The 17,827-nt window shown below is 45.3% G+C and carries 17 protein-coding genes; 1 reads left to right on the forward strand and 16 read right to left on the reverse strand.

The genetic code is table 11. The features are described from left to right. A complete protein-coding gene (locus T359_RS0113220; protein ID WP_026517893.1) occupies positions 1 to 1,125 on the forward strand; it encodes a hypothetical protein in 1,125 nt (374 codons plus the stop codon). On the opposite strand, the gene T359_RS20380 is transcribed toward T359_RS0113220, so the two are convergent. The 16 genes from T359_RS20380 to pseC all read right to left on the reverse strand — a co-directional run bounded on the left by T359_RS20380 (position 1,088) and on the right by pseC (position 17,815). Further along, positions 1,088 to 2,212 carry a glycosyltransferase gene (locus T359_RS20380; RefSeq protein ID WP_035784486.1) on the reverse strand — a complete coding sequence of 375 codons (1,125 nt, stop codon included), beginning with the start codon at positions 2,210 to 2,212 and terminating at the stop codon, positions 1,088 to 1,090. The two genes, T359_RS0113220 and T359_RS20380, sit on opposite strands and share 38 nt — an antisense overlap. Continuing rightward, the gene (locus tag T359_RS0113230; RefSeq protein ID WP_026517894.1) at positions 2,209 to 2,778 is read right to left on the reverse strand and encodes an acyltransferase; all 570 of its coding nucleotides are present in this window, start codon (positions 2,776 to 2,778) and stop codon (positions 2,209 to 2,211) included. Before T359_RS0113230 ends, T359_RS20380 begins: the two co-directional genes overlap by 4 nt. Positions 2,779 to 2,794: 16 nt before the next feature. Continuing rightward, positions 2,795 to 4,246, reverse strand: coding sequence for a flippase (locus tag T359_RS0113235; RefSeq protein WP_026517895.1), 1,452 nt, complete (start codon positions 4,244 to 4,246; stop codon positions 2,795 to 2,797). A 7-nt stretch (positions 4,247 to 4,253) separates the two neighbouring features. Next, positions 4,254 to 5,150, reverse strand: coding sequence for an NAD-dependent epimerase/dehydratase family protein (locus T359_RS0113240; protein WP_026517896.1), 897 nt, complete (start codon positions 5,148 to 5,150; stop codon positions 4,254 to 4,256). Then, on the reverse strand, positions 5,140 to 6,435 hold the full coding sequence (locus T359_RS0113245; protein WP_026517897.1) for an ATP-grasp domain-containing protein: 1,296 nt from the start codon (positions 6,433 to 6,435) through the stop codon (positions 5,140 to 5,142). Before T359_RS0113245 ends, T359_RS0113240 begins: the two co-directional genes overlap by 11 nt. A 24-nt stretch (positions 6,436 to 6,459) precedes the next feature. Continuing rightward, positions 6,460 to 7,419: an ATP-grasp domain-containing protein gene (locus T359_RS0113250; protein ID WP_026517898.1), complete on the reverse strand. Its 960-nt coding sequence runs from the start codon at positions 7,417 to 7,419 to the stop codon at positions 6,460 to 6,462. Next, positions 7,416 to 8,219 (reverse strand): sugar transferase, encoded by an 804-nt coding sequence (locus tag T359_RS0113255; protein WP_051545395.1) that lies wholly within the window; start codon positions 8,217 to 8,219, stop codon positions 7,416 to 7,418. Before T359_RS0113255 ends, T359_RS0113250 begins: the two co-directional genes overlap by 4 nt. An 8-nt stretch (positions 8,220 to 8,227) precedes the next feature. Beyond that, on the reverse strand, positions 8,228 to 9,352 hold the full coding sequence (locus T359_RS22210; protein WP_081795580.1) for a WxcM-like domain-containing protein: 1,125 nt from the start codon (positions 9,350 to 9,352) through the stop codon (positions 8,228 to 8,230). After that, positions 9,342 to 10,382 carry an acyltransferase family protein gene (locus T359_RS0113265; protein ID WP_026517900.1) on the reverse strand — a complete coding sequence of 347 codons (1,041 nt, stop codon included), beginning with the start codon at positions 10,380 to 10,382 and terminating at the stop codon, positions 9,342 to 9,344. The genes T359_RS22210 and T359_RS0113265 overlap by 11 nt, the downstream gene beginning before the upstream one ends. A 15-nt stretch (positions 10,383 to 10,397) precedes the next feature. Then, positions 10,398 to 11,822, reverse strand: a complete 1,425-nt coding sequence (locus T359_RS0113270; RefSeq protein WP_026517901.1) for a flippase — start codon at positions 11,820 to 11,822, stop codon at positions 10,398 to 10,400. Between the two features lie 8 nt (positions 11,823 to 11,830). After that, positions 11,831 to 12,769 (reverse strand): hypothetical protein, encoded by a 939-nt coding sequence (locus T359_RS20390; RefSeq protein ID WP_051545397.1) that lies wholly within the window; start codon positions 12,767 to 12,769, stop codon positions 11,831 to 11,833. Positions 12,770 to 12,792: 23 nt separating this feature from the next. Then, complete coding sequence (locus T359_RS0113280) at positions 12,793 to 14,277, reverse strand: hypothetical protein (RefSeq protein ID WP_155840124.1); 1,485 nt, start codon at positions 14,275 to 14,277, stop codon at positions 12,793 to 12,795. Positions 14,278 to 14,300: 23 nt separating this feature from the next. Further along, on the reverse strand, positions 14,301 to 15,203 hold the full coding sequence (locus T359_RS0113285; RefSeq protein WP_051545398.1) for an ATP-grasp fold amidoligase family protein: 903 nt from the start codon (positions 15,201 to 15,203) through the stop codon (positions 14,301 to 14,303). Positions 15,204 to 15,308: 105 nt separating this feature from the next. Further along, positions 15,309 to 15,467: a rubredoxin gene (rd, locus tag T359_RS0113290; protein WP_026517904.1), complete on the reverse strand. Its 159-nt coding sequence runs from the start codon at positions 15,465 to 15,467 to the stop codon at positions 15,309 to 15,311. Positions 15,468 to 15,584: 117 nt separating this feature from the next. After that, positions 15,585 to 16,595: a UDP-N-acetylglucosamine 4,6-dehydratase (inverting) gene (gene pseB / locus T359_RS0113295; RefSeq protein ID WP_330370193.1), complete on the reverse strand. Its 1,011-nt coding sequence runs from the start codon at positions 16,593 to 16,595 to the stop codon at positions 15,585 to 15,587. Between the two features lie 20 nt (positions 16,596 to 16,615). Beyond that, positions 16,616 to 17,815: a UDP-4-amino-4,6-dideoxy-N-acetyl-beta-L-altrosamine transaminase gene (gene pseC, locus T359_RS0113300; protein ID WP_026517906.1), complete on the reverse strand. Its 1,200-nt coding sequence runs from the start codon at positions 17,813 to 17,815 to the stop codon at positions 16,616 to 16,618. Positions 17,816 to 17,827 lie beyond the last annotated feature (12 nt).

Consider the following 17,827-nt stretch of genomic DNA (forward strand, 5'->3'; position numbering starts at 1 on the left):
ATGACTTTCTTTTTATTCTTTAAGCAAATTGTAGATATGCTCTATTCACTGAAGTGGCTTGACATTGTCATGGTACTTCTTGTGGTTATGATGCTTTTTTACCAGTACAAGCTCACAAGACCGGATTTAAAGTCCATGATCTGCTCTGCAGACATCATTGTGGCCTGCCTGGCTGTTCTGGTGACAGCCTCCTTTATCCGGGATGTTTCCATGTATATCACCTACATCAAGGTAATGTCCGCTTTTCTTTTGTATTTCATGGGAAGGCTCTACTACGAGAGAATCCTGGAATGTTCCGCAGCTCTTGCCACAGCAGCCTACTTTGTGATATGCCTCAACTTTTTCCACAGAATATTCACCTATGGAATATCACTTTTCAGCGTTGACAACGCCTTCGGCGACTTTTACGCCAACGATACCGAGATGGCCTTCGCCATGATCCTGGGCTTTATCTTCATCGGCATGTTCGCGAGAAAATCATTGTTTAAGCTGTTCACCATGATCCTTGTATGCCCCTATATGGTCATCTTCTCCGATGCAGGCATTCAGATGGTGCTCTTTGCTGTTATCTTCGTTGTAATGCTCATGTATATCCTGGAGGTAGCCCTGAATCAAAAAAGACTCGCCATGGTGGGCCTTGGCCTCATCATAGTAAGTCTTCTTGCTGTTGTTGTTCTTGTTTATATTCCTGTGTTCAGCGGAGATTCCAGCAGGATTCAGTCAGCCTTTGGCTGGAGCAGGATCCTCAGCGTCTCCCATATGGATTTCCGATACAATGAGTGGAATGCGATCCTTGACCAGAGCCGTCCCACGGGCCTTTTTGAAAATCTCTTCGGCCTCAGCCTCAATACAGGAGCACTGCTCAGGAGCCTTTATCTCAAGGCCTATTATTCACTGGGAATCGTAGGAATGGTATTCTCCCTGGCTCTCATTGTCAGGACCTTTATCGCAGCCTACAAGGGAGAAGACAGGAAAAGCTTCTACGTAACAGTGATGACCGCCATCCTTGTTCTCGGAAGCGGCGTCACAGTTAACTCAATGGAGATCCTTCAGATGAGCTGGTTTATCATGCTCTTTGCAGGAATGGTCATCTCTGCTGAAAAAATGTCTCCAGCGCGTCAGTAATATTCTTAACTCCCGGCTCAATCGCCATGCTTCTCGGATCTCGTATGGTCTCCGGGCATCCCCCAACGTTGTAGGTGATAACCGGTGTTCCGCAAGCCTCAGCCTCCAGATTGACTGTGGGATAAGTGTCCTCATATGTAGGATTGATGAATAAATCAGATTCGGAATATAGTCCTACAAGCTGCTGAACATCGGAAGTTCGCTCAATTGCTATGATCTCAGGTGCAGATTTCTTTAGCATCTTTATCTGCTTTTTATTCACCCCCACAAGAACTATGGCATATTCCTCAGGGTTTAATCCTCGTGACAATGTCACAAAATCATCAAGGCCCTTTTTAGGCCCCCACACAGAAGCAACCCCCAGAAGTATCTTCTTTTTCTCCAGATGATTATTCTTTCTGAAGTCGGATTCTCCGGGCTTAAAGATATTCGTATTGATAGTATTATATACAACCTGAACCGGATACTCTTTCAGGTAACTCTCTTTCACAAGGTTTTTAAGCCAGTTTGAAGGAGTTATGATGGTCATATCATTAACCCCTGTAAAAGCAGCTTTCTTTCGTCGGTAATTCTCCCTGCTGGAGTCAATAAAAAGCCCCGAGGGATAAGTTCTTATCTGAGGACAATCATAGCACTGCTCTTTCCACTTATTGCAGCCACAACTCATAAAATGAGCGCAGTGTCCCGTAAAAGTCCAACAGTCATGTAATGTCCACTTAACCTGCATATTGGGCCTGGTTTTTATCCAGTCAAAAAGCATCTCATAGTTGATGAAATATCCGTGGATATTGTGAATCCATAGAACATCGGGATCATATTCAGTAGCCCACTTAAGGAACTGCTCTGTGGCCTTTTTGCTTGCAAGGCCGTGTTTATCAAAAAGTCTCGTGTAGAATAAATGAAAATAGACCCCAAGGTCATTTCCTATCCTGTGGCCATATTTCATGGCAAAATCAGGGATTCCGGTTTTTCTTCCGTAAGCGATCTTAACTTCATGGCCTTCTTTTTCATATTCCAAAGCCTGATTGTAGGCTATTCTTCCGGTGGAACCGAAATATAAGAACGAATTTATAAAAAGTACTCTCATTTTCTGATCACCTTCGCAGGGTTACCCGCTATCACGCTTCTTGCTTCAAAGGTTCCGGAAACCACTGCTCCGGCTCCAACAACACAGCCATCCCCCAGCACCGTGCCCTTCAAAATGATGGAGTTGCATCCGATAAAACAGTTTTTACCGATGCTGATAGGCTTGGCAGGCACAAGATTGCTGTCGCCGCCACTGGGGTCCTTCAAAAGCATTACTCTTTCTTCCTCATCGATGGGATGAAAGTCATTATCCAGAATCTTCACATTGCCGCCTATAGCAGTGTTATCCCCTATCTCTATGCCCTTCCTGGCATAAATGGTGGCGCCGCTGATTCCCACATTGTCACCTATCCTGACATATGCTCCGGGAGCCCTGGTTACAATGATGGAACGGGAATACAGTCCCACAAGGTTGGATAAAAACGAGGACTTCACCGTACAGTTGTCACCTATGGTAATCTCCGCACCTTTTTTGTTAAAGATGACAGGAACACCCTTGAGACAGAGATTTTTGCCGTATTTGATTCCCATGGCTTTCATAAGGATCTTGTACCAGTTGCTGTTCATGCTAACGCCGCTCCTATTACTTTTTCTTCTTAAGCTTGGATTTCACCATATCAAGTCCGTACCACAGCATCTCATCCTTTGTGATAATAAGCTCAAGGCCGTATACCGCTGCTCCGATGGCTATCATGACCAGCATGTACACTGAATCTTTGGGCAGAACCTTTCCGGTTCCCCATACTGCCAGGAACATCACAAGCCCCATGGCAAAGTATCTGAACACGGGGGCAAAACATTCCTTAAGAGGAAGCTGATTTCTTACAAAATACAGTTCCACTCCCATTACTGTAAGTTCAGCGATAACCGTTGCGATGGAAGCTCCGATGGCGCTGAATCTTTTTATCAGGAAATAATTAAAGATCACATTCACTACAGCACCGATAACAACAGAGGCGGTGTAGGCTCCCTGCTGCATGGTGGGCAAAAGGTACTGCTTTCCGATAACATTGCTGACACCGATGATCACAAGAATAGGCGAAATAATAACCGTCAAGGGTCCCACCAGATCAAAGCCCGGTCCCAGGAAAAAGGGAACAAATCTCTGGGAAATGGCACAAAGGCCAAAGGCCAGGGCAAAGGAAATCATAAATTCAAATCTGAAGGCCTTCCTGATGCCGTTTTGAATCCTCTCTTTGTCATCCTCGGCAAAGGCCGCAGACATGGCTGACAGCATTACCGTTCCCAGAGAGGTTACGATAAGCAGGATGATCCTGATGAGCTTCTGGGCCTGGGTATAACATCCAACCTGGTCCATATCAGCAGAAATGGCACCGATCATGGTCTTATCCAGAACCTCATAGACCTCAACCGCAATCTGAGGGATAAAGAGGATCATCATGGATTTCATATGTCTCGGAATACCAAAAAGGGGCTTCGCCTCGTTCTTGCAGATGTACTTTCTTACTGAAGGCCAGAGACAGAGATTACCCAGGAAGAAGGGCAATGTCAGGCATAAGGTGTATGTGAGCACATCTCCCGGCCTTTTGACAAAGGCAAATACCAGAACAATTCCCGAAAGCTTTATCAGAGAGCTTCTGAAAACCGTTATCCTGAATTCCTCAATTCCCCGGAAAAACCAGGAAATATCGAAAGCGCTGGCTATAACTTCCAGCAGCAGTATTCTGTAGATCAGATAATTCTCCCCATCCAGGGCAAATACGAAAAAGAAGACAACGCTGCAGAATCCGGTAAATATAAGACGCAGCAGCTCAATTTCCCAAAAGACTTTGGTTCTCTCCTTAACATCATGCTGTACGTAGGCTATCTCCCTCTGTCCGTAAAGGGTGGTTCCAAGGCCTCCCACCAGAATAAAGAAGGTTGCAAAGGATCTGGCGTAGGAATATGTGCCGACGCCTCCGGCCCCAAGAACTCTGGAAACATACGGTGTTGTGATAAGGGGGGAAAGTATCATCAACAGCTCGTACAGGGTGTTGTATATATAATTCTTTATTACTTTGCTTTTTTTAGCCATTTTATCTTTACTGCTTTCCTGCCAGATCCGCCACTATATCATTGACAGTCTGTTCAATGCTTATGGCAGGAGTCCAGTTACAATACTCCATAAATTTTGTAGCATCCAGGGCAGAATTCCTGTGGTCTTCGCCCTCGGTGATATTATATTTAACATTCATTCCAAGCTGTTCATTTACTGCTTTGGTAATAAGCTCAGCCACATCAATGAGGCTATAGCTGCTCTTAATGCCAAGGTTGTAGGCTTCATCCGGGTCCTGCATGCCCCCAAGGGCCAGCTTTATAATGCCGGCTGCCGCATCCCTTACATCCAGAAAGCCGTATCTCTGCATGCCGCCCATAACCTTCAGGTCTTCACCCTTCATGGCCATAGCCGCCATTCTGTTGACGATTCTCTGACCGTATCCTACTCCCAGAAGGCTAGCCAGTCTTATGTTGGTATGGGGCATATCCTTAAATACCGTATTGGTAAGGATCTCTGTGCTGTACTTTCCTACGGCGTAGGGAGTTTCCAGGCAGATATCACTGTCCTCAGAAGCAGCATAGGTCCTCTTGGGATCATAAACGCTCTGGGAAGAAATATTTATAAAGCTGCCGATTCCGCTCTCTTTGGAAACATTGATCATTCTGTATACTTTATTAAGTCCGTCAGCCATCCTGAAGCCGTCGGCATTGGTAGGGAAAAGGCAATTGATAAAAACATCTCCCTCAGAAAAATCATAGCCCTTCTCAAGATACTCTGCGGTATCTATGGTAGAGATGTCACAGCCTGTCACCTCTTTCAGCTTCTCGGCATCCGAAGTGATGGCAAGGATCTCAAGACCCTCTATGGCAGCTGCCTGTCGTATGATATTCGAACCCAAAAATCCGCCTGCTCCGCTGATAACAAGTCTCTTACAGTTCATAGTCCATCTCCTTAAGTAGCTCTGTTGTATTATGTGGTGTGAGGATTAAGTCGTCTCCGTTTTCATCCAGCATTCGGAAAAGCTCATTGGTCTTATCAAGTCTTTCTTTCAGCTGCTCTTTGGTATCGGCCACAAGATGGATTCTGGTGGTGTCCTGAACCAATGTGCCTGCTGCATCCGCTGGTATTGTATGTCCCACCGCATCTCTTCTTGCGATATGAATAAGCCATGGATAGGAATTAAGAGCCTTCTCACCGCGAACTTCTGTAATGGTGGCTCCTGGTCTTCCCAGAACATTGACGGTGGCATACCACTTTTTAAAAGCAGGATCAAAATCCACATGCTCTCCCATGCTTCCGGTGAGAGCAAAATGCATAAGGTGCTCAAAGGTGTTGTAATCATTCTCAACTTCAAGGATCTGGTAGGTCTTGCAGCCGTTAAGTCTCATGCCTGCTTCGTAGCAGTAGAGCTGATCACCCTTGATCACGGCCTGAATAAACAGGGAGCCGTTCTCAACTCCGATACCCTTGAACATTTTGATGATAGCATCCTTGTATTTATCTGAAATAACTGATGTATATCTGCTGGGATAAATATAGAGGTCAGGAGCCTTGGTGGCACTCTTCTGCTCTGTGTTGAAGTATCTGTCATGAACAGCCACCAGCTGAATGTCACCGTCCTGAGCAATAAAGGTCATGTTAATCTCATCATAGGGAAGGTACTGCTCCACGATGACATCACCTGACTTGGAGGCATTTTTTGCCTTCTCAAAGCCCTTTTTAAGCTCATCCGCGTCAAAGCAGGGTGTAACTCCTACAGAGCTGGCACAGTCCACGGGCTTGATGATAACGGGATATTCAATATCCTTGTTATCTATGTCCTCAATAGTCTCGATAATATATTCCTTTGGAACCGGAACGCCGTATTCCATACAGGTGTGTTTAAAGAACTTCTTGTTGGTGCTCATCTTCAGCTGCTCTACAGTGAAGGGGAAGGGAAGTCCTACTCTGTCTGCCAGCTTTCTTACAATGGGGCCCAGCCTCTCATTAAAGGCAGTGATAACACCGTCATAGTGCTCATCTTCTATGAGCTTGGCCATGGCATCCTCATCATAGGCATTTATGTCATGGGCATAATCCGCAAGGCTCTTGGCAAGAGTTCCCTTATTGTAATCGGCAACTCCCACTGTCACGCCGTTTCTGTGGGCCAGATCAAAAAGATCCACAGTATTATTCAGTCCTCCGACTAAAAGAAGCTTTTTTCCTCTTAAATCCGTCTTAAGCATTTAAGTCACCTCGTTATTCTATGATCAGTCCATTCTATAGGGCTCGTAGCGCTCCGCAAAATGCGCTCCCACTGCAATTTCTCCAAACTCGCAGGGCTCTCCCTCAGCGATATGGATGGCATTAAGAACCGTATTGCCGCCGCTCATGCAGGAATACAATGTTCCCGCGGAAAATCTGGGATTAATCTCGATTATTCTGTATCCGGCCCCGGTCTCAAAGAATTCCATGTTCACAACGCCGTTTAAGTCAAGCTTTTCCATAAGGGTATTGCATATGGTCTCAAGCCCCGCATCATGGAATATCTCCACTGCGATGCCGCAGCCGTTGGAATTGCGAAGAAGCTCTCTTCTCTGGATCTGGAGCTTCTGCCCTGTCTTTCTGTTTCTGAGGCAGTCCACTGTGATATTGGTTCCCTCAACGAAGTCCTGAAGGACGTACTTACTGCCAAGCTCCTGGCCTTTTACAGAGGCCTCAAGCTCCTTATAGGACTCTATCTTGCGGCAGCCTGAGCTGGCAACACCCTCAGAGGGCTTAATAAACAGAGGATATTCGGCAGCCTGAGCCTCCTCCAGGCTCCTGTATTCTCTGATGGCAACCTCCGGAAGGTTCTGTCTTATCCATTCTCCGAATCTGTCCTTGTAATGGCAGGCATCCGCAAATTCAGAATTTACCACACAGAGCTTTGTTCCAACTTCTTCGAATTTCGCTCTGTTTTCTGCAATCTTAACTACTTCCTTGTCTATAACCGCAAAGTAATAATCCACTTTGTGATTCTTACAAAAATCCACCGCAAAATCAATGTATGATGGCTCCACTGCCAGCGGAAAAACATAGTATTCATCTGTATCCAACGAAGTTGCGATCTCATATTGTCTGTTGATATCTGCACCGATGATATGGAAATCACCGGACTTTTTCAGTTCTCTTACCACTGCTGTGGCTGTCACGGTTCCGATGGCTGTGACCAATGCTGTTTTTTTCATAAACAGTCCTTCCCCTTATAAAACTTATTGTATGAATTAAGGCTGATGGCAATACCGTCCTTGTCATAGCCCACAAAATAGCTAAGTCCCTGGCCTGCGGCCTGTTCCTCTCTTCTCTTTAAGGTAAAGGCCATTTTGATCAGAAGAAATACAAGCTTGATATCCAGAATAAGACTGCAGTTCTCCACATACCAGATGTCATTTTCATAGGTTCTCTGGATTCTGCAGATCTCCTCACCCTTTACATGTATGACCCTGGGACATTCAAGGCCCGGCCTTACCGCGCTTCGCATCTTGTGCCGTTCGCACATCCTGTCACATACGAAAACAGGCTGTGGTCTGGGGCCTATTATGGACATATCTCCCTTTACCACATACCACAGATTCCACAGTTCATCCAGTGAGAGTTTCCTCATTATCTTACCAAACCTTGTTACTCTCATGGAGGCCGGAAGGAGCTTGCCGTCCGCATCCGTCTTGTTATTCATGCTGCGGAACTTGGACATCACAAAGGTCTTTCCATCCTTTCCTACTCTTGTCTGTTTGTAAAAAATCGGTGTTCCCACATCAAAAAATACGCAGACCGCCAGGATCATGTTAATGGGAAGTGCTATTATACAAGCCGGAAGTGCTAAGAGAAGATCAATCATTCTCTTACCGTATTTGGTGTAGAAGCTGACCCTTGGATGCACCGGCTCTGCAGTCTGATTTTTCAGATCCAGATATTTTTCTCTTAACATCCTTGCCACTGCCTCTTCTTCTGTAGAGACAAGGTTGTTGTTTCCAATTGATTTTTCCATAATTTTTTTCACTCTTTAGACCCTTTGTTATAGGCTATAAAACCGTCATAATTCCTGATGTACTCGTCAGGATCATAGTACTCGGAAGCCAGAACGCAGAGTACAGAGCCGCTCTCGTTCCAGATCATCTCTCGCCAGAGTCCCGGCATAAGAAGAAGTCCCTTTCCCGGCTCATCCAATCGTACAGTATCTTTCTTTTCTCCGTCATCCAGGATGATATCTATGGATCCGTGGGGACAGAACAAAAGCTGACAATTGAGCTTGTGGGCGTGAAATCCGCGATGGAGATCCGCCTCAGTCTCCGTGATCCAGTACACTCTCCTAATGGGGAAAGGAATGTCTCTTTTGCCCTCGATAAAGGAAAGACTTCCGTATCTCGAATCATCATTTTTTACAGTCTTAACATCAATGATCTTGTATTTAAAATCCACCAGGTCGATTCTTACCTTCATCTCTCTGCAGGCATCTGCCAGTGCATCCGGTATCATCTGATGATCCAGGCCATAGATATACACGTTCTTGGCAAGATCCCAGCCAAGGACCGCAATGGCGTCCTCTATGTTCTCAGCCACCGGCACGCCACCGATAGCCTTCTGCCCCTTGCTGTCCAGAAGGAAAATGCTCTTTACATCTCCGCCGGATTTCTTAAGTGCCTCCAGGGCTTCCTCCGCGAAACTGTCCGTAGTCATAAGAAGTGCACTGTTGTTATTCTTTGTCCAATAGATCTTCATAAGAACCTTTTTCCACAGATAGCGGCATCCCAGTATCAGGAAAAAGTCACAAACATAAGCCAGAGAAACTATAACTCTGGAATACTCCGCACCGCTTTTGGTGGTAAAAAGAACCATGGCAAGAATCACAAAGCTGATTGCCACATGCTTAAGACTCTGAAGAATTTCTTTTCTTTTACGACGTCTCAAAACCCTGGCCAGAGTATTGAAGAACCCTGTGACTATCAGATCCACTGCAACCATTAGATAAATGACCGGAAGGTGTCCTTCCAGACTATATTTAGCATGACTGATATTAAGATATATATGAGTCACTATGACATTGGACAATACAATGCAGATCAGGTCTATGATAACAAAGCTTATGAATTTAAGGCCACCGTGGCGAATCTCATTTTTCATATACTACCATCCTCAATATGTTATTAAACCACTTCCATCTTCCGATGATTGCCATAAATATCATGGCAGCGATAATGGACGCCGGATAATATAACGCTATACATATCGGATCGCTCAAGGAAAGAACGCTGTCTGCGTCATTGACCAAAGTCCCGATATACCAGTGGATCACGTAAAGGGGCATGGAAAGTCTTCCCAGATAGGTTATCACATTGCCCCGGATTCCCGAAGTATATGTGGCCCCGGAAAGGCTCAGGGTCAGGGTTACAAAAAAGCATAAAAGATACAGTCTTGCTGATGTAAATCCCTTTCCTGCCCAGTTATTATAACATGCATATATAGGAAAAATTATCGATAAAACCTCTATGACAGTGAGCACGAGCTTATTCATGCTCTCGAAAACTTTTTTACCCTGAACAGTTATCTCATAGATAACAACTCCCAGCATCATGCCCACAAAAACTCTCAGCATATCATGGGGAAAGTCTCTTTTTCCGCTGACACCTACCCAGCCGAAATACATGATGGGAACAAAGGTACATAAAATAAGTCTGAGATATCTGTTTTTGAGCTGAACAAATAATGCGAAAAGCGGGAACACAATGAGCATAGCTGAGACGTACCAAAGGGGCGCGATCAGAGGCCTTGTGTAGCTTCCGGAGATAAGAAGAAGGTCAAAAACGAAATCCCCAAGGAAGTTGTCTATAAAGGATTCCATAGACCAGTTCTCAAAAAGAAGTCCATATACTCCCTGGGTTACCCAGGCAAGGACTGATGCGATCACTGCATAGGGAACAATAGGCAGGAACTTCTTTACAGTATATTTTACCGCAGCTGCGGCCTTATCTTCACTTACATGATGATCGAAATGTCTGGCAGTGAAATAACCAGTAATAAGAAGAAAGAACTCAACATAGATCCAGCAGTCGTAAAAAGGATGGTCCAGAATTCCTATATGATAAATATGGCGCCCCATAATCAGCAGAGCCGCCATAAATCTCAACAATTCAACATTTGCACTTCGTTTCATCCCCATTCATTCCCCTCAACGCTTTTTTATAATAGATAATAATACACTGCCGCTGGCTTTCCAATATGCCAGGCAGCCAATCAGATATACCAGGCCTCCCAGGACTATTTCCAGAAGAAGCTTAACAACCAGCGGCGTATTTATGCCTGCTGTAAGTCTCACAGCCAGGATCATTACAAGACCCACAATAACATAGACTATTGATTCTTTAATAAGGCCAAGAAGCTCTGTCTTGTGTCCCTTGAGGGCTGTGAACTGAACAACCGCTGCGGAAAGCTCTGCCATAACAGTTGCTATACATGCTCCCAGGGCTCCAAAGGGCCTGATGAGTATGATATTCAGGATCAGATTGACTATAGCTCCGATTATAACAGATGTTATAAAAGTCTTCTCCTTCTTCATGGGTATCAGATACTGGGTCCTGAGATTGAGAGCCAGTCCCTTGATAAGAAGAAGAGGAGACATTACCATCATCAGAAGAACGCAGGGTTCGTAACCTTTTCCAAAAAAGATCGGTACAAACTCCCTGGCCACTGCCCCTACTCCGAAGGCCATTCCTATACTAACCGCCGCAATTCCCTTGAGCACATTGAAAAAGAGCTCGTTGGCCTTATCTGAATCGCCGGAGCTGATCAGGAAAGACATCCTGGGAAGCATTACTGTGCCGAAACCACTGATGATAACAAGAGGTATCTGAACCACTCTGTCTGCGTTGTAGTAATAACCGCTCTGGTTAAAGTTACTGATCATACCCAGCATTGTCTTATCCATGGTGTGATAAACGGACATGGCCAGCAGGGGAATGAAAAGTACAAAGTTTGGTTTGATATGACTTACAACCTTGCTCATACTTGGGAATACAAATCTTACATACTTACGAAGGGATACGAAGTAAACCAGATTGCTGGCCACAACGCTTCCCAGCATGATTATGGTGTAGAGCCACAGATCCTCAGGCTTTTTTATAAGAGTCAGGATCATGACCACCGTCAGTATCTTGACTACGATACTCCTGGTGACCGTTATCTGAAAGTCCTCAACTCCCCAGAACAGCCAGGTGATATCGGTAATGCAGCCTATAAGGGTAATTCCCTGCAATAGAGCAATAATTCTGTTTGCCCTGCAAAAAAAAAGCAGATAGCCTGCATAGAGCAATATCGCGATGGTACAGGTTATCACCTGAAGAAAGTATATCTCCGAAAAGGTTCTGTTCCTGTCATCATCGGTCTTGGTGGAGGCTATACTTCTGGTGCCGTAATTGACTGTTCCTGTCTTTCCAAGAAGGGAAAAGTAGGCAACGATGGAGCTGGTGTAGGAATAAATACCCAGCTGCTCGGACCCCAGAACTCTTGCCAGATAAGGCGCCGTGATCAGCGGCAGCCCCACCGCCAGAACCTGATATATAGTTTGAAGACTAAGATTCTTTTTTATTTTACTCATATGATCGATTACTTCTTAAGTACCATTGCCTTATGATTGGCAATCTTATACTTCTGCCAGTATTTTCTTGCATTTCTGATAAAAAAGTTGCCGGCCAGGTAATTGTAAAAGTCTCTGTTGACCTTTTTATCCAGCTCCGGGGGAATAAAAGTAATGGGAGAAATGCCCTCTTTAAGTCCCACTTCCCATCTCTTCTCTGCACGGCTGTGGGTTCCGGATCCGTCGGTTCCGATGTTTTTGATCCTTGAGAGCTTGGGATTGACCGTATATCTGCCCTGCTTGAATTTCTCAAAGGTAAAGAGCACGGCCCAGGAATCAATCAGCCCGTTCATCTGGGCATCCAGCATCTCCGGAAGACTGTATCCAATCTTCCTGAAGGCCTTGACTCTCTTTTTGTCCGCCCTGTATTCCTTATAATCCGAGGCTGTCCAGTCTATGGTCTCCCACCTGTCATACCAGGTAGCCCATCCCCAGCTTCCGCCACGTTCCACCATATATACGTCTTTGTCATAGGTCTTGAGACTCTTAAGATCAGGGGTATAACCTGAGATAGACCATATCTTCGGCACCTTCTCGTAATAGTCCAGTGCCCCGTTCATAAATATCAGAAAATCCTCGGAAACCAACAGGTCATCCTCAAGAACAATGATCTTGCCGTACTGTTTAAGGATATCCGTAGCTCCGTTGATGACCGACTTCTTAAGTCCGTTATTGACCTCGGACTTTCTGACATAGACATTTTGGAAGCGGCTGTTTTTAGCAAACTCATCCACTACTCTTCTGGTCTCTGCCACAGCCTCTTTATCCTTTTCTCTCTTATTTCCGTCGGAGAAAATATAAAAGTCAGTCTGCTCCACCAGGGCGCATTTATTCAGTTCCTCCAGACACCTCTGGGTGTGGTCCGGTCTGTTATATACAAACAGCACCAGCGGTGCAAGTTTATTCATATGCTGCTCCTTACTTCTGCAGTTTATTTCTTGTGTTTCAACAAACGATACACTTTTCTGACCAGATCATATACCGGATCAGGCAGATGTGACGCGGTCTTGTACACGCCATTTCTGATGCCTCTTGATACATTGAGCCTGATGACTCCCAGCTTCTGGGAGAGGCTCTTTTTGCCGCTGATAAATGATGCTATCAGCTCTGTATCTATCTTATCCTTGGAGGAAGCCCTGTTTTTCTTGAACTCGTCAACCCTGTCCAGAGTCATGATCTTGAGTCCGAAATAATAAAATACATTGAAGGGATTGTAGATCAGGTCGTCGAAGGGTCTCTTATAATATTCGCCGTCCTTGATATATACATGGTTCTCGAATTCCTCGGTATCATCGCCCTGCTTCTCCGTTATGCAGAGGTAATCCAGATCATTGGCTTCCCTTATGCCGTAGATTCCAAGTACACTTCCGGAATCAATGACATAGTCATCGATATCCCTGTTACTCTCCTTGAGATAGTCCTTGAAGGCAAAAACCTTCTTATTTAGCTTGATATACTTAAAAGGTTCTCCCTTATTCAAAAAATCAACCGTGTTGTTGCTATAAAGCATCTGCGCAACATAACGGGTTTCTTCGGGATAATCAGTGATGTGAAGGGAATTCTCCTCTATGCCGAAGACATCTCTCATGGCCTTCTTTAAGGCAACCACCTTCTGAAGCTCATCCCCTTGGAAAAGTATAACTTCAAAGGGGTTATCTCCCAGGCAGTTATTTACCTTGGGGGTTGCGGAAAAGAATCTGGTGTCCACATCTCCGATCCAGGACATGGTGCAGTAAATCTGGGGAATCAGATGGTGCATGCCGTTGGAATTAAGATTAACTTTCTTTTCATAGACCACCCGGTACTGACTACTCATGATCTCCTTGGCCCTGCGGCGCTTGTCCTCAGGTCCTGCGGAGGGCCACAGACAGCAAAGATACAGATCGTCTCGCCATTTGCAAAGCTCAGTCACAAGATAATCAATGTCATTCTCCTGTAAGTAGCGCTTTTTAAAGAGCTCCACACCCATCTCTGCGCCGTCAACATCAAACTCGACGATGGGAACCTCCATATCAAAATATGCGGCAATGGCTACTCTGTGTGCACCGTTCATGATGATTCCGTTCTTGCCCACGGGAATAACGGATATTGAAGAATCCATACCCTTTTCTTTGATGCTGTCTATAAGCTTGTCGAACTCAGTGACAAAGTCGTCAAAGTTCTGCTTTTTGTCGTTGTCGAACTCTGAGAAGGTGCCCAGAGTGCAGGCTTCCAGGGTTCTTTTATAGATCCCCAGCGCAAACTCCCTGTTTCGATTCTTCTCACGGCTTTCCACATAGGCAATCTTAGCCAAAAGATCAAGCCTCAGAGGTGAAATAAGAGACCTGGCAGGCACAGTTCTGATGTTGTAGTCACCTGTCATGTCAACTTCATATAATTTACAAACCTTTTCTAATCCAAGTTTAACTAAATCCATTTTAATCCTTATAATTATCTGTATTAAATCTGCAGGTAATCGGCCATACTTCGGCCGTTGATATCCGTCTCACTTACGTCGTGGCCACCGGCGGGGGTAAAGGTCATCTCTCCGAAGACACAGCGTCCGTCCACATCATAAAAGTCGCATCTGACAAAAGGAAATCCCTCAGATAATTTTCTTGCTGCATCTGCCATTACATCCAGGGACCTGGGTTTCTCGGGCATTTTCTCAAAACCGCGGTATACAGCTTCAATATTACCCCTGTTTTCCTTCTTTGGACTTCCGAGATAATTCCAGTCGAGATCAAAAAAGCCTGCGGGATGATTCTTTTTATTGCGTTCCTCAATGTAAAGTACCGCCAGCGGCTCTCCATTAAAGCAGTAAAGCTTGTAATCCGGTGGAAGATCTCCTGATGAAGGCTTAAGAAACTTCTCCACTATTATCTTTTTGGGAACTCCCTTATATTGTAACTCTGCATAGCTAAGATAATTATCTCTGTAGGTCTTCTCCCACTTTTTGAGCTTAGCAGCAGCTTCATGAATATCCAGCTTGCTCTTATCACTACAAATGATATTGTGACCGCAGCCGAAGTTCCACTTCATGGCAAACTGCTGTGGGAGGCTGTCCCAATCGATATCATCCACAGAATCATATGCGACAATAAGTTCATTCAAAATAGAACCAAGCCCCTTTTCTTCTACATAAGAGCGAACCTGGTACTTATCCGCACATATTTTGACCTGGGGATCCTTGTTGTAGGATCTGATCTTTAAAGTAACAAGCTTGTCTGCCAGGGTTACCGGCTTGTCAAAATTCAGCCATCTGCCGGTCTTGACTCTGTGAAGGACCTTCGCATTAAGACTGGGTGATATAACAGTAAGGGAACAGCGAAATCTGTTCGCCAGTTTTTTCTTAAAATCCATTAAAAATTCCTCTTTAAACAAACTATAACTCAAAGGACATTTTAACATATTGAAGCAAGTCATTAAAGCATGAAAAAAGGCCCCGGAACGGGGCCTTTTGCTTATTTACGCCTCTGTTGAGAATTCTTCCTTGCCTACGCCGCAGAGGGGGCAGACAAAATCATCGGGAAGATCATCCCACTTTGTGCCGGGAGCAATTCCGTTATCCGGATCGCCGGCTGCCTCATCATAAATATATCCGCAAGTTCCGCATACATACTTCATAAGAAAACCCTCCTGATCATTTTGTAATAAATACCATTTCATATATTTTATATCAAAATATCGAGGATTGCTATCCTATTTATTTGTTATAGCTTCTCATTTTTTGTCACGAGACAATCAGTGCTCTACGGCTTCGGAAAGACGTGCACGGATGTCTTCTACGCGCATCCATTCTGTATTGTTGCCGGAGCTGTAGTAGAAGCCCTCAGGAACTCTCTTTCCACCGGGAGCAATCTCAATCTCATGGGAGAAAGACATCTGAGGATAAACGATGAAGTGCTTCTCATACTCATAGGTGTTAGGAGCATCTTCCTTGGTAACCATAACTTCATCAAGCTTCTCGCCGGGTCTGATGCCGATTTCCTTGGTGGCAATTCCGGGATACATAGCCTCTGCAAGATCTGTGATCTTGAAGGAAGGAATCTTACTGATGAAGGTCTCGCCGCCCTTAGCCTCTGAAAGAGCCTTGAGAACAAGCTCAACCCCTTCGGGAAGGCTGATCCAGAATCTTGTCATTCTGAAGTCGGTAATAGGAAGCTCCTTCTCTCCTCTCTCTGCAAGAGTCTTGAAAAGAGGAATGATAGAACCTCTGGAACCGGCTACATTTCCGTATCTTACGATTGAGAAATTGATATCCTTGCTGCCTGCATAAGCATTAGCTGCGATAAAGAGCTTGTCTGAAACCATCTTGGTTGCGCCGTAAAGGTTAACGGGATCAACAGCCTTATCTGTAGAAAGAGCTACAACTCTCTTAACGCCGGTCTTAAGGGCTGCATTGATAACATTCTGAGCACCGTTGATGTTGGTCTTGATAGCCTCATCAGGGTTGTACTCACAGGCAGGAACCTGCTTCAGAGCTGCTGCATGCACAATATAATCAACATTCTCGCAGGCTCTCTCAAGTCTTGCGCCATCTCTTACATCGCCGATGAAAAATCTCATCTTATCTGCGTGCTCTTTGTAAACCTTCTCATTAGCCATTGTGAACTGCTTGAACTCATCGCGGGAATAGATGATGATCTTCTTGGGGTTGTAGTGCTCAAGCACGTACTCTGTAAAGCAGTGACCGAAAGAACCTGTTCCTCCGGTTACCAGTATGGTTTTGTTATCTAAAATTGACTTTTCCATGGTAATTTCCTTCCTAAAAGTTACTTTCTGTACCAGTTAACAATCTTCTTAACCGCATGGATCGCATCATCCACATCAGCGTCTGTAAGAAGAGGATAAAGAGGAATACTGATGATTCCCTCGTATACCTTCTCGGCAACAGGGCAAAGGCCCTTTTCATATCCCATTCTCTTGTAGAAGGGGAAGTAGTAAACAGGTATGTAATGAACCTGGCACTGGACGTTCTCAGCGCTCATGGCGTCAAAGAACTCTCGTCTTGTGCAGTTTAATTTATCAAGGTCAAGCTGAATTATGTAAAGATGTCTTGTGGTCTCGGACTCAGGAATCTCCTTCTGTACGATGATCTCAGGAACATCCGCGAATGCCTCGTTATATCTGGCTACAATCTCGCTTCTTCTCTTGGAGAACTCAGTAAGCTTGTTAAGCTGGCTGATAAGAAGAGCTGCCTGGAAATCTGTCATTCTGTAATTAAAGCCCAGGGTCTGCATCTCATAGCTCCAGGGTCCCTCGCACTCGCCCTCGAACTCCTCGGGATTCTTGGTGATTCCGTGCTGGGAAGCAAGATGAAGCTTCTTAAAGAGCTCAGGATCGTTGGTGGTAATGGCTCCGCCCTCTCCTGATGTAACAGTCTTAACGGGATGGAAGCTAAAGCAGGTCATATCTGCCAGTGAGCCCTCCGGAACACCCTTGTACTTGGTTCCGATGGCATGGGCACCGTCTATGATAAAGATAAGTCCGTGCTTTTTGCAGATAGCGCTGATCCTGTCGTGATCAACGGCCTGTCCGGTGAAGTCCACCGCCACAACAGCCTTGGTCCTGTCTGTGATATGGGCCTCGATGCTATCGGGATCGATATTGTAGGTCTCGGGATCGATGTCTGCAAAAACAGGCTTCGCTCCCACATATACTGCGCAATTGGCTGATGCCGCGAAGGTCATGGGTGTGGTGATAACCTCATCTCCGGGGCCTATGCCTGCTGCTATCATGGCGCAGTGCAGAGCTGCTGTTCCGTTGGCTACTGCAACGGCGTACTTCGCCTCAGTCACTTCACAGAGCTTTTTCTCAAGGGCTGTAACCTGGGGGCCGCAGGTGATAAGGTCACCCACAAGGGCCTGTGTAACAGCCTTGACATCGCTGTCATCGATCCACTGGCGGCCGTAATAGATCTTCTCTTTTCTAACGGGAGTTCCGCCGTTTATGGCAAGTTTTTCTTTTTCCATAAAAAAATCCTC

Origin of the sequence: Butyrivibrio sp. MC2021 (assembly GCF_000621605.1) — a bacterium.
Classification (GTDB): domain Bacteria; phylum Bacillota; class Clostridia; order Lachnospirales; family Lachnospiraceae; genus Butyrivibrio.